Source organism: Streptomyces sp. CMB-StM0423 (assembly GCF_002847285.1).
In the GTDB taxonomy this organism is placed as follows: Bacteria; Actinomycetota; Actinomycetes; order Streptomycetales; family Streptomycetaceae; genus Streptomyces.
In genome coordinates this window covers 66,520-78,331 of the sequence record NZ_CP025407.1, presented here as the reverse complement: position 1 = coordinate 78,331, position 11,812 = coordinate 66,520, and the positions used below count along the sequence as shown (strand labels likewise).

General features: G+C 73.0%; 12 protein-coding genes. 8 read left to right on the top strand and 4 right to left on the bottom strand.

Annotated features, from left to right (window positions below; all coding sequences use genetic code 11):
- Positions 1-95: 95 nt before the first annotated feature.
- The 5 genes from CXR04_RS00240 to CXR04_RS00220 are packed head-to-tail and all read left to right on the top strand — an operon-like array spanning position 96 to position 4,350.
- Positions 96-1,310: a PAS domain S-box protein gene (locus tag CXR04_RS00240; RefSeq protein WP_101419889.1), complete on the top strand. Its 1,215-nt coding sequence runs from the start codon at positions 96-98 to the stop codon at positions 1,308-1,310.
- Positions 1,307-1,687 carry an STAS domain-containing protein gene (locus tag CXR04_RS00235; protein ID WP_101419888.1) on the top strand — a complete coding sequence of 127 codons (381 nt, stop codon included), beginning with the start codon at positions 1,307-1,309 and terminating at the stop codon, positions 1,685-1,687. The genes CXR04_RS00240 and CXR04_RS00235 overlap by 4 nt, the downstream gene beginning before the upstream one ends.
- Before the next feature lie 13 nt (positions 1,688-1,700).
- A complete protein-coding gene (locus tag CXR04_RS00230; protein WP_101419887.1) occupies positions 1,701-2,108 on the top strand; it encodes an anti-sigma regulatory factor in 408 nt (135 codons plus the stop codon).
- Positions 2,105-3,169, top strand: a complete 1,065-nt coding sequence (locus CXR04_RS00225; protein WP_234379956.1) for a SpoIIE family protein phosphatase — start codon at positions 2,105-2,107, stop codon at positions 3,167-3,169. The genes CXR04_RS00230 and CXR04_RS00225 overlap by 4 nt, the downstream gene beginning before the upstream one ends.
- Positions 3,166-4,350: a PAS domain-containing sensor histidine kinase gene (locus CXR04_RS00220; RefSeq protein WP_234379955.1), complete on the top strand. Its 1,185-nt coding sequence runs from the start codon at positions 3,166-3,168 to the stop codon at positions 4,348-4,350. Before CXR04_RS00225 ends, CXR04_RS00220 begins: the two co-directional genes overlap by 4 nt.
- 24 nt (positions 4,351-4,374) lie before the next feature.
- On the opposite strand, the gene CXR04_RS00215 is transcribed toward CXR04_RS00220, so the two are convergent.
- A complete protein-coding gene (locus CXR04_RS00215; RefSeq protein WP_101419884.1) occupies positions 4,375-5,112 on the bottom strand; it encodes a response regulator in 738 nt (245 codons plus the stop codon).
- 322 nt (positions 5,113-5,434) lie between these two features.
- Between CXR04_RS00215 and CXR04_RS00210 the strand changes: the two genes are divergently transcribed.
- The gene (locus CXR04_RS00210) at positions 5,435-6,829 is read left to right on the top strand and encodes a GAF domain-containing protein (RefSeq protein ID WP_101419883.1); all 1,395 of its coding nucleotides are present in this window, start codon (positions 5,435-5,437) and stop codon (positions 6,827-6,829) included.
- A gap of 190 nt (positions 6,830-7,019) precedes the next feature.
- Here CXR04_RS00210 and CXR04_RS35420 read toward each other — a convergent pair whose 3' ends face one another.
- The 3 genes from CXR04_RS35420 to CXR04_RS00195 form a co-directional block, all read right to left on the bottom strand.
- On the bottom strand, positions 7,020-8,270 hold the full coding sequence (locus tag CXR04_RS35420) for a helix-turn-helix transcriptional regulator (RefSeq protein ID WP_234379954.1): 1,251 nt from the start codon (positions 8,268-8,270) through the stop codon (positions 7,020-7,022).
- A 14-nt stretch (positions 8,271-8,284) separates the two neighbouring features.
- Positions 8,285-8,566: a hypothetical protein gene (locus CXR04_RS00200; RefSeq protein ID WP_101419882.1), complete on the bottom strand. Its 282-nt coding sequence runs from the start codon at positions 8,564-8,566 to the stop codon at positions 8,285-8,287.
- Between the two features lie 866 nt (positions 8,567-9,432).
- Positions 9,433-9,891, bottom strand: coding sequence for a Crp/Fnr family transcriptional regulator (locus tag CXR04_RS00195; protein WP_199850589.1), 459 nt, complete (start codon positions 9,889-9,891; stop codon positions 9,433-9,435).
- A gap of 320 nt (positions 9,892-10,211) precedes the next feature.
- On the opposite strand from CXR04_RS00195, the gene CXR04_RS00190 reads away from it, so the two are divergent.
- Positions 10,212-10,982, top strand: coding sequence for a universal stress protein (locus tag CXR04_RS00190; protein ID WP_101419880.1), 771 nt, complete (start codon positions 10,212-10,214; stop codon positions 10,980-10,982).
- A 155-nt stretch (positions 10,983-11,137) separates the two neighbouring features.
- Complete coding sequence (locus CXR04_RS00185; protein WP_101419879.1) at positions 11,138-11,770, top strand: DoxX family membrane protein; 633 nt, start codon at positions 11,138-11,140, stop codon at positions 11,768-11,770.
- Positions 11,771-11,812 lie beyond the last annotated feature (42 nt).

Below are 11,812 nucleotides of genomic sequence, written 5' to 3'. Positions count from 1 at the left end.
CACCGTCGCAGGTCGCCCGCCCCGCCGGAGACCGGTGGGAGTAGCATCCGGACGGGGACCGGAGTTCGAACGTCCCGTAGGGAGGGAGGCCGGAGATGGCGGAGGCCGCGGCGGAGGATCCTGAGCCGGACATACGGCTACGCGAGCTGGAGTCGCTGCTGGACGCGATCACCGACTACGCCATCCTCAGGCTCGGCCCCGGCGGCCGGATCGCCGGCTGGAACAGCGGCGCCCGGGAGCTGCACGGTTATGGCGACGACGAGGCCCTGGGGCAGCCGGCCACCCTGCTCTACCCCGCCGACGAACGCGCCGCCGGGCGGCCCGAGCAGGCGCTGGCCGCCGCCCGGGAGAGCGGGCGGCATACGTCCGAGGGGTGGCGGCAGCGCGGGAACGGCACCCGGTTCTGGGCGAGTTCGGTGCTCACCGCGATCCGCGACGCGAACGGCGAGGTGTCCGGCTTCGCCGAGGTGGTCAAGGACGCCAGCGAGCAGCGCCGCGCGGACGCCCTCTTTCAGGGCCTGCTGGAGTCGGCGCCGGACGCCATGGTCATCATCGGCCCCGACGGCCGCATCAGGCTTGCCAACCGGCAGACGGACCTCCTCTTCGGATACGACGAGGGACAGCTCATCGGCCAGGAGGTCGAGGTCCTGGTTCCGCCGCGGTTCCGCAAGCACCACTACGGACACCGCGCCGGCTACCTCGCCGACCCGCGGACCCGCCCGATGGGCGTGGGCCTGGAGTTGTCGGGCCTGCGCCGCGACGGCACCGAGTTCCCCGTCGAGATCAGCCTCAGTCCGCTGGAGACCGATGAGGGGACCCTGGTCGCCGCCGCCATCCGCGACGTCACCGAACGCCGCGAGACGGAGCAGCGCCTGGTGCGGCAGCGCGACGAGATCATGGAGCTTTCGACCCCGGTGATCCAGGTGTGGGACCGGGTGCTGGCCCTGCCGCTCATCGGCACCCTCGACTCCGTCCGGGCGGCGCGGCTGACCGAGGGGCTGCTGGAGCGTATCGCCGAGACGCAGGCCGAGGTGGCGATCCTCGACATCAGCGGCGTACCGACCATCGACACCCAGGTCGCCCAGCACCTGCTGCGGACCGTCCAGGCCGCCGCGCTGATGGGTACGGAAAGCATCTTGAGCGGCGTACGGCCCGAGACCGCCCAGTCCATGGTCCATCTCGGCATCGACATGGGGCGGCTGCGTTCCCGCAACACCCTTCGTGACGCGCTGCAGTTGGCGCTGGCTCTCCTCCGGGAGCGCGACGACGTGGCGCCCCCGTCCGCGGACCCGCTGCGGGGGTCCCTGTGAGTGGCGGGCCCGTGCCGGTCATGCAGATCGGTGACACGCTGCTGGTCGCGTTGCAGGGCGATCTCGACGACACGACCGTCGTCAGCATCGAGGAGCATCTGACGAGCGAGGTTGCACGTACGGGCGCCGGGGGCATGCTGATCGACGTCAGCGGGCTCAGCGTGGTCGATTCGTTCATCGCCCGGGTGCTTACGCGGATGGTCGCCATGGTGCGGCTCCTCGGTGCGCAGGTGGCGGTGGTCGGCATCCAGCCGGCCGTGGCGATCACCTTGGTGGAACTCGGCGTTCCGATGGGCGGTTTGGACACCGCCCTGAACGCCGAGCAGGGACTGGCCCTGCTGGCGCGGTTGCGCCGCGCCGATCGCCGTGCGGGCTGATGCGGGGACGGCGGTGTCGGGCACGGACGACATCGTCATCGCCGACCAGACGGATCTGATACGGGTGCGCCAGGCCCTGCGCGCGCAGGCGCGAAGCGCCGGCCTGGGCCTGGTGGACGAGACCAAGCTCATCACCGCCGGGAGCGAGCTGGCCCGCAACATCCTGAAATACGCGACCGGCTCCCGCGGCCGGTTGCGCGTGGAGCAGGTCGCCGCCGGGGGTCGGCGGGGCGTACGGGCGACGTTCACCGACGAGGGCCCGGGCATCGAGGACGTCGACGCCGCGCTCACCGACGGGTTCAGCACGAGCGGCAGCCTGGGCCTCGGTCTGCCCGGGGCGCGCCGGCTGGTGGACCGGCTGACGCTGACCTCGGCACCGCGCTCGGGTACCACGGTGGTGATCGAGAAGTGGCAGCGGTGACCGGGACCCCGCACCTGCGTTTCCCTGTCGGTACGGAGGAGGATGTCGGCGCCCTGCGTCGCGCGGTCGCCCGGGTCGCCGCCGGCCGACCCGGGCTGCGTGCAGGCGAGGCGGAGCTGGCCGCCACGGAGCTGGGCACCAACCTGCTGCGCCACGCCCACCCCGGCGGTTACGTGCTGTTCCGCCCCGCGGGCGACGGCATCGAGCTGATCTCGGTCGATCACGGCCCCGGGATACCGCCGGAGCGGATGCCCCCGCCGCCGTACGGCCCACCCGCCCCCGTACCAGGGGAGCGGCTCCGCGCCGGCGGCGGGCTCGGCGCCGGACTCCCCGCCGTACGCCGCCTGGCCCGCGACTTCGACTGCTACAGCACCCGCACCGGCACCGTCGTCCTGGCCCGCCTCGACCGGACCCCCCGGCCAGCCCCCTCCCGCTGGCGCCTGGGCGGTGTCAACGTCCCGTACGCGGGCGAGGACGAATCCGGCGACGGCTGGGCGGTGCGCCCCGGTGACGGCAGGCTGGAGGCCGTCGTCGTCGACGGCCTGGGCCACGGGCCCGCGGCGGCGGTGGCCGCGCGTGCGGCACTGGCGGAATTCGGGCGGCAGTTGGTGACCGACCCGGTCGCGTACCTGGCCCGTGCGCACGAGGCGATGCGGGCGACCCGCGGCGGCGTGCTCGGCGTGTGCCGGATCGACGCCGACGGCGGCGCGCTGGCGTTCGCCGGGATCGGCAACGTCACCGGGCGTGTTCTGCACGGCGGCGGGAGCAGTCCGCTCCTCGGCCGTCCCGGCACCCTGGGCACGCGGCCGGCGCCGCCGAGCCCGTACGTCGAGCGCGTCCCCTGGGCGCCGGGCGCCACCCTGGTGCTGACCTCCGACGGGATCCGCAGCGGCTGGGACCTCGCCGGGCACCGCGGCCTGCTGCGGCACGACCCCGTGCTGGTCGCCGCCGTGCTCCACCGGGACCACGGCCGGCCGGCCGACGACGCGACCGTGCTGATCGTCAGGGAGGTTCCGTCATGGGAGCGGGGAGGCCCGTACAGCGAGGGGGAGGCGACGTGACCAGCACACCCCCGCCGCGTACGCTCGCCGAGGCGCAGGAGGCGCTCCGGCGGCGGGAGAGAGAACTGGCCGAGGCCGGGCGGCAGATCGCCGAGCTGAGCCGCGAGCTGAGCGACGCCGACCACGGCCTCATCGCCCTGCACACCGAACTGGAGGAGGCGCGCGGCGCCGCCGCACGGCTCGCCGCCATCGTCGTGGCCTCCGGGGACGCAGTGATCTCCATCGATCCGCTGCGTACGATCCAGACCTGGAACCCGGGCGCGGCCCGTCTCCTGGGCCACGACGCCGACGCCATCGTGGGCCGCTCCGCCGACGAACTCCTTCCCGAGGGTGCGCTGCCGGCGTTCGAGGACGCGCTGGCCGGTGCGGCGGCGGGGGAGCACGCCGAGCCGGTGGAGACCCGCTGGCACCGTGCCGACGGCGGCCTGGTCGACGTATCCGTGACCGTGTCCGCCATGCGGGGAAGCGACGGGGCGGTCACCGGCTACGCGATCGTGGCCCAGGACATCGGCCGGCGGCTGGTTCTGCAGTCAGAGCTGGCCGCCGCCCGCGCGGAGCGGGAGGTGATGGCCGACCGCGAGCGGATCGCGCGCGACCTGCACGACATGGTCATCCAGCGGGTGTTCGCCGCCGGTCTGACGCTGCAGAGCGTTACCGCCCTCCTCGACCACGACCGGGCCGTCGACCGCATCGACGGGGTAGTCGGCGAACTCGACGCCACCATCGAGGAACTGCGCAACGCGATCTTCGATCTGCACCGCGCCCCACAGCAGGCGACGAGCCTGCGGGCGCAGATCTTCGACGCGGCCTCCGCCGCCCGCCGCCCTCTCGGCTTCGCGCCCACCGTCACCTTCGACGGGCCGGTCGACACCGCCATACCGCAGGAGGTCGGCGTCCATCTGCTGGCCGTGCTGCGCGAAGCGCTGTCCAACATCGGCAAGCACGCCAAGGCTTCCGCCGCCGAGGTCGTGCTCGACACCGGCACGGAGCTACTGCTGACCGTCAGCGACAACGGCCGCGGCCTCGGCCCCGGTACGCGCCGCAGCGGGCTGGCCAACCTGCGTGAGCGCGCGACGCAGTTGGGCGGCACCTTCGAGGTCACCGGCCGGCCGGGCGGCGGCACCCGGCTGGCGTGGCGCGTCCCCCTGACCGGGCACCCCGGCGGATCCGACCGGCCCTGAGCACGACCGCCCGCCACGGCCGGGTCAGTGGCGGCCGTCCGCCCGCTTGCCGTCCGCCCGCTTGCCGTCCGCCCGCTTGCCGTCCGCGCCCGCCCCCCTGGCCTGGCTGGCGATCATCGCTGCCTGGATGCGCCGCTCGACGCCGAGTTTGGCCAGCATGCGGGAGATGTGGTTCTTGACGGTCTTTTCGGAGAGGTAGAGCTGCGTGCCGATCTCCCGGTTGGTCAGCCCGTCGCCGATGAGGTCGAGGACGTCGCGTTCGCGGTCGGTCAGCGAGGCCAGCGCCGCGTCCTCGGGGTCGGGCTCGGCCTCCTGGCGCAGGGTGTCCATCAGCCGGGTGGTGGTGGCCGGGTCGAGCATCGACTGGCCGGTGGCGACGGTGCGTACCGCGTTGACGATCTCGGCGCCGCGTATCTGCTTGAGGACGTAGCCGGAGGCGCCGGCGAGGATGGCGTCGAGCAGGGCCTGGTCGTCGTCGAAGGACGTGAGCATCAGGCAGGCCAGGCCGGGCATGCGGGAGCGCAGCTCGCGGCAGACGGTGATCCCGTCGCCGTCGGGCAGCCGCACGTCCAGGACCGCGACGTCGGGCTGCAGGGCCGGGCCGCGGGCGAGGGCTTCGGCGGCGTTGGCGGCGTCCCCGACGACTTCGATGTCGGGCTGGGCGTCGAGGAGGTCGTGCAGGCCGCGCCGTACGACTTCGTGGTCGTCGAGCAGGAAGACGCGTATCGGACGCTGGACGGTGGATGCGGGGGTGTCGGCCATGGGTCTCCTCGGGAATCGGTCGCACGCCCGCTGCCATACGGGTACGTGAGTACCTGAACGCAGCACGATTATCCGCCCCGCACGAGCCGGTGGCAGGGGCCGGGTAGACCCGGGGGAGAAGGCGGGCCGGGCCGCCGGTCTTCCGCTACGTCCCGGGAGCCGGGAGCCGGACGGCCCCTGCGCCGCGTCCCGTACGGCCCTACGCGCCCGCCGCCGCGGCGACGGACGCTGGCCGGAAGTCCGGCGCCGGCGAAAACCGGCGACCGGAAAGTCGTTGCCCAGTGCCGCTGGCGCGCAACGGCTCTGCCGAAGGGACGAGGGCATGCCAGGGGAGGAAGCCACACGCACCCGCGGGCGGGCGCCCCGGCTGCGGCTGGACGACCTGCTGGGAGAACTGCAGTTGCACATCGAGCAGGTCCGCGGCACCCGCGACCGGCTGCACGGTCTGCTGGACGCCGTAGTGAACGTCGGCCGTGACCTGGAACTCGGCCAGGTCCTGAGCCGCATCGTCGAGGCAGCCGTCGACCTGGTCGACGCGCGCTACGGTGCCCTGGGCATCCTCGCCGAGGAGGGCCGCGGCGACCGGCGGCTCGCGCGGTTCCTGCCGGTCGGCGTCGGCGAAGAGCAGGCGGCGGCCATCGGCGGCCCGCCGTGCGGACGGGGCGTCCTGGGCATGCTCATCGACCACCCGGAGCCCCTGCGGCTGCGGGACATATCCGCGCACCCCGCCGCGTACGGCTTCCCCGCCCAACACCCCGAGATGCGCACCTTCCTGGGCGTCCCGGTCCGGGTGCGCGACGAGGTCTTCGGCAACCTCTACCTGACCGACAAGCGCGGCGGCGAGGAATTCGACACCGAGGACGAGACCGTGCTCGCCGCGCTCGCCGCCGCCGCGGGCGTGGCCATCGAGAACGCCCGGCTGTACGAGGAATCCCGCCGCCGTCAGGGGTGGCTCGCCGCCTCAGCGGAGGTGACCGCCGCGCTGCTGTCCGGCGAACCCGAGGGGATGGTGCTCGACTTGATCGTCAGACGGGCGCGGGAGCAACTGGGCGCGCGGCTGGGCTCGGTGGCGCTACCCGTTCCCGGAGCCGCACGGCTGAGGGTGGCGCTCGCCCGCGGCCCCGGCGCCGAGGCACACCGGGGCCGGCTACTCCCCGTCCACGACTCACTGTCCGGCCTCGCCTACGCCGGCGGCGAACCCGTACTCAGCGACGACGTACAGAACGAGCCCCGCCTGTACGGCAGCACACTGCGCGACACCGGCCTCGGCCCCGCGGTCGCCGTGCCGATGGGCACCAAGGTGGGCCGCCGCGGCGTGCTGCTCCTCGCCCGCGCCGCCGGCGATCCGGCGTTCACGCCCGGGGAGACGGCGCCGCTGCGGGGCTTCGCCGGTCAGGCGGCACTGGCCCTGGAACTCGCCGACCGCCGCCGCGACGCCGAACGGCTGGCGCTGTCCTCGGACCGCGAGCGGATCGCACACGATCTGCACGATCTGGCCATCCAGCGGCTCTTCGCCACCGGGATGACCCTGCAGAGCACGGTCCGCCTGGAGCGCTCCGCGGAGGGCGAGGAGAAACTGCTGCGCGCGGTGCGCGAGCTCGACGAGACCGTCGAGATCATCCGGTCCACGATCTTCGACCTGCGTACCCACGCAGAGCACAACCACGGCACCGGGCACGCCGACCCCGACACGGTCCCACCGCCCGCCGCCGGCTGACGGGACCCTGCCTGCTGGACCAGCCCGATCGTGTGCCAGGCGCGTAGCCGGCGGTCGTGGACCTCCTGCCGCCGCGCGGACCCGGCCCGCCGGTCGAACTCCCGGGCTACCGCCCGAAGGCTTCGGCGCGAAGCCGTGCTCGGGCGCTTGCCTCAACTGCTAAGACCGGCCGTCTGGGCTCGCGTATACGTCAGCGACGTAGCGTGGTGGATGGGGACTCGCGGAACCGCTGGCGATAGTGGGCTGAGAAGCGGCCGAGGTGCGTGAATCCCCAGCGTGTCGCGACTGCAGTCACCGTGGTTGTCGAAGGATCAGATGCGACGAGCTCCTGCCGGACACGCTGAAGCCTGGTTTCGCGCAGGAACCCCATCGGCGTGGAATCCATTTGGTGGCGGAACCCTGCCATGAGGGCGCGGACGCTGATCCCTACGGCTTCGGCGATGTCTGCCATGGTGATCGGCTCCGCTGCATGCGCCTCGATCAACTCCACTGCTCGATGGATTGTCGTGGACGGCGTGGGCCGGGGGTGGGCTGCGGTGGCGAGGAGGGCCTGCGTCTCGGCGGTCAGGGCATCGTCGGGGGCTGCGCCGTTCTGGCGGGCGGAGCCACGCAGGTAGTGGCTCAGACCTGCCGTGAGGACGACATCGATCTCCTTGTGGTCGAGACGCCCCAGCGCCCGGGCCCAGTGCGGGGCGAGTGGAACGTTGAGAGTTGCCTGCGGATTGCGTGGGGCGGCCCAGGTGCCCACCATCGCTTTCAGGACCTGGTGACGCTGCAGTGTGCTGGGGCCGTCCGGACGCACGTTGCCGGCATGCCTGGAGGCCGTGGTGGCGAGTTGCCACGCCTGCCTCCACTGGCCCAGCGTGCGCTCACCGCTGGCGCCGCAGCCGAGAAGGAAGGCTTCGCACTGCTCCCAGGTAGGGCATCGGCACTGCCGGTTGACGATGCGGGACACGGTGGCGAGAGGGAGGCGGAACACCTCCGGCCAGTCCGCGCTGTTGATGGAGTGTGTGATGGTGCCGGCGCGTTGCTGGAGGGTACGCAGAGGCGGCGCGCCTGCGAGCTCGTAGGCAGCAGCGAGTGCGGCGGTCAGATCGGCGGGAGTGCGGATGTTGTCGACTGCGGGGGCCTGCAGTTGGTGCAGCCTGCCGCGTTCCTCGACACGGGCCTCTCGCCACAGCTCCAGCGCCGTGTGTTCGTGCTTGTCGGTGGCACCGCATCCGCGGGCGAACGCCACGACGGTGGTCTCCTTGGGCACGGGCCGGCAGGCGGCCGCCCGCTTGAGAGTGGCTGAGGAAACAGCCGAGTAGTCGCCCCCGAGGGCACCAGTGCGCCCGGCGAGGCCGGCGAACGTCAGACCAGCGGTGCACCGGAGCTTGTCGAGATACTTACTGAGCAGGGCAGCGCGATACCGCGCGGGACGGATCTGGACGGCACGCATGGCGGGCGTCGACCTTACTTGCCGGCCGCGGCATTCAGTGCGGCGGCGAGGGCCTCAAGGAGGCGGCGGCCGCCGCCTCCGATAGCGAAGACAGCCGCGCCGATCCCCCCGCAACCGGCGAGCAGGACGAGCACATCCTGTACCGGCATACCGGTCAGGGCGAGGACCGAGCCCAGAAGAGGAAAGGCAATGATGCCTGCGACGTGCGCGGCACTGGCGGGCGCGCGGCCTTGACGGTCGGACCGGCCGGACCGGTCGTGGAGCGGCGCTGCACCACCAGGGCGGATAGCGGACATGACGGGTTATGCCTCCCTCAGACGGGCGACCGGTCAGTATCAAGCACACCGATCGGCCACACAGTGAACGTGCTACTGGCCGCAAACCCCGGTGCCGTGTGCGCAGTTGACGCTGCGCCGGCTTCCGAGATGAGTGCAGCATGGCACGAGGCTTGCGAGGCATGCACCGGCCCGGCTCATTGGTGTTCCAAGCCCGGAGATCGCTCAGCAGCCGTCTGAGAGGCGGCCAGACGGTGTACTGACCAGATGGTTCGCCTGAATGGACACCGGGCGGCATCGTTCCTCGGCTCAACAGTGTTCGAGGTGTATAGCCCCGGCGATGACGCAAGCAGGATGGTGAACCTCAGCCCCGAGCGACAGAGCTCGCCCGGGGCGGACTCCCTGACCTGCTACTGGCCGCAAACCATGCATCCAGGGAACAGTGGTGTGTTGACGCGCACCCGTTGCAGAAGAGGGACCGTCTTCGCAGGGACTGTCCCTCTTCGCGGGAGAACCCCGGGACGCTTTCACTCTGACTGATGGAACCACCACCGCCAGCGCACCGGAACCCGGCTGCTCACCGCTGGCCATTTGCCGCTGCGTTACCGCCCGCCACCGAACGACCTGCCGCGCATGTTCGGCCGCGAGGGGCGCCCGACCGTGCTGGAGGTGGCGTTCGCCGAGCACGGGCGATCACGAAGACCGCTGCGCCGCCCGGCGGTCCTGGCCCGGCCGGGCGGGAGTTCGCCGCCCGCCGCCGCCTGGCGGCGGTTGACGGGGCCTGCCTGCACGGGGGGCTGCGCTGTCCGGCGTGGTCAGGGCCACACCCGGCGGGAGTTCGCCGCCTACTCGCGGCCCTGACCCTCCCTGCGGGCGCCCCGGCAGGGTCAGGGCCGTGCCCCGCTGCCGTGGGGTCCGTACAGGTCGAGTAGGCGGGTGCGGGCTGACTGCAGCCGGTGGCCGATGATCTCGGCGACCCGCCGGGCGACGGCCCGGCCGGTGACGGGATCCGCCTCGCACAGGGCCCGTACCACCCGGGCGTCGAACTCCAGGGCACGCACCGGGCTCAGGGCCTGCGCCCCCAGATGCCACTGATAGGGCGGGAACAGCCAGGACCAGCCCAGCAAGTCGCCGGAACCGAGGGTCTCCACGGTGGCGGCCCGGCGCCCAGGCACATGCACGTCGAGGGTGACGGAGCCGGTGTGAAGTATCCAGAACCGGTCGGCGCGCTGCCCTTCGTCGAAGATCCGCTGTCCGGCGTCGAAGGCCACGCTCCGCGCGGTTTCCAGGAGTCGTTCCCGTGTCCCGGGCTGCAGTGCACCGAGCAGCCCGGCACTCGTGTTGATCACGGCGTGTCTCCCTCCGGTCGTGGTCCCCCTGCTGGCACTGGGGCCACGACCAGAATCCGGCGCCGGCCCCGTACGCCTCAGGTGCCGTCCGGGCGCGTCCGGAGGGCCGATGGACCCGCCACGACCGGCCGCCAGGTCCCCGGAGACGGCCGCCCCTCCGCCGCGCGCGTACGCGTGCCCGGAGCCTGGCCGAACCCGAACCGCCCTGCCGCAGGGGGAACGTCCGCCCCCGACCGGACCCCGAAACGCCCCTTCGCCCGTACGCGTCTCCTGTTCATGCTCGGCGGTGTCACGTCCCGTCGGCGGAAGGCAGTGCGATGAGCGCAGAGCGAGTGGTGGTGGGCTTCGACGGTTCGCTGCCCGCGGTACGGGCCCTGGACCTGGCGGCGGAGGAAGCGGTGCTGCGCCGTGCCGAGTTGGAGATCGTCTACGCCCTCCCGGACACCGACGCCGCCGCGCCCGTCCTGACCGCCGCGCAGGACCGCGTACGGGCCCGGCACCCGGAACTTCCCACCTCCGCCCTGCCGGAAGCCGGCGACCCGGCACGGGCGTTGCTCCGCCGCGGCCGGTCGGCCGCCCTCACTGTCGTCGGCTGCCGCGAACACGGCGGCGTCGCCGGCCTGCTGACCGGTTCGGTCAGCAGGCGCGTCATCGCACGGGCGCACGGGCCGGTGCTGGTCGCCCGCGGCGGGCGAAGGGGCCGGCGACCCGCTCAGGGCGGCGGTTTCGTGCTGCTCATCGCCGGCGGCGGTGACGTGGACGCGGCCGTGTTCGCCTTCGCGGAGGCCCAGCGCCGCGGCGTGGAACTCCGCGTGCGGCACGCGCGCATGCACACACCGCCCCCGGCCCTCAACACCACGCCCCCGCGGCACACCGCCCCCACCCCCGCCCACCCGCCGCCCCCCTCGGACACACCCCGCCCGCCCCGCGCCCGCCCCGCCCCACCGGCCGGCGCCCCACCGCCCCCGGACACCGGCGAAGCGCTGCTCGTGGTCGCCGCCTGCCGGCCGAGCCGGGGCCGGCACACCGCGGCACGGGCAGTCCTGCAGCCAGCCGACTGCCCGATCGTCCTCGTGCCCGCCCACTAGGCCGCAGCGCCGGGCCCGATGAGCCCTACGCTTCGGCGACCTTCGGCCCCGTACGAACGCCCTCGTCAGACCATCCGCAGACAGCGCCCCAGCGGGAGATTGGAGGTGCACCGACCGGATGGCAACGAGATCTCACGCAAAAGGGAGCGCACACCATGGCAGTGCACCAGCAGCCCCCACGGCACTCCGCCCTCCGCCTGCCGCAGCGGCGTGCGGCGCGCTCGACGAACGGGACCGGCACCGAGGCGGCGACGGGTGAGAGGGTCACGTCCCCGGTGGTCGGCTACGTCCTGGCCGGCGTCCGGATGATCACCGGTCTCGTGTTCCTCTGGGCCTTCCTGGACAAGGTCTTCGGCCTCGGCTACTCGACCCCCGGCAACGGCGCCTGGGTCGACGGGGGCTCACCCACCGAGGGCTTCCTCGGCAGCGTGGCGGTCGGCCCGATGGAGGACACCTTCCACTCCTGGGCAGGGGATGCCTGGGCGGACTGGCTGTTCATGCTCGGTCTGCTCGGCATCGGCCTCGCCCTGGTCCTCGGCGTGGCGCTGCGGCTGGCCGCGGCGGGGACCACGGTGATGATGGCGCTGATGTGGATCGCGGAGTGGCCGCCGGCGAAGCATCTGTCGGACGGCTCGCCGAGCATGTCGACGAACCCCGTGATCGACTACCACGTCATCTACGCGGCCGTGGCCGTCGCCCTCGCCGTCACCTACGCCGGCCACACCTGGGGCATGGGCCGCACCTGGTCCCGGCTCCCCGTCATCCGAGACCACCGCTCCCTCCAGTAACCACACACCCCCCGACACGGCGGTCCGGGCCCCCCGCCCGGA

What these genes read in the sequence shown, in the direction of transcription:
- CXR04_RS00240 (WP_101419889.1), top strand. Translation starts at nt 96, where the DNA reads ATGGCGGAGGCCGCGGCGGAGGATCCTGAGCCGGACATACGGCTACGC.
- CXR04_RS00215 (WP_101419884.1), bottom strand. Translation starts at nt 5,112, where the DNA reads ATGGCCGACACCCCCGCATCCACCGTCCAGCGTCCGATACGCGTCTTC.
- CXR04_RS00210 (WP_101419883.1), top strand. Translation starts at nt 5,435, where the DNA reads ATGCCAGGGGAGGAAGCCACACGCACCCGCGGGCGGGCGCCCCGGCTG.
- CXR04_RS35420 (WP_234379954.1), bottom strand. Translation starts at nt 8,270, where the DNA reads ATGCGTGCCGTCCAGATCCGTCCCGCGCGGTATCGCGCTGCCCTGCTC.
- CXR04_RS00200 (WP_101419882.1), bottom strand. Translation starts at nt 8,566, where the DNA reads ATGTCCGCTATCCGCCCTGGTGGTGCAGCGCCGCTCCACGACCGGTCC.
- CXR04_RS00190 (WP_101419880.1), top strand. Translation starts at nt 10,212, where the DNA reads ATGAGCGCAGAGCGAGTGGTGGTGGGCTTCGACGGTTCGCTGCCCGCG.
- CXR04_RS00185 (WP_101419879.1), top strand. Translation starts at nt 11,138, where the DNA reads ATGGCAGTGCACCAGCAGCCCCCACGGCACTCCGCCCTCCGCCTGCCG.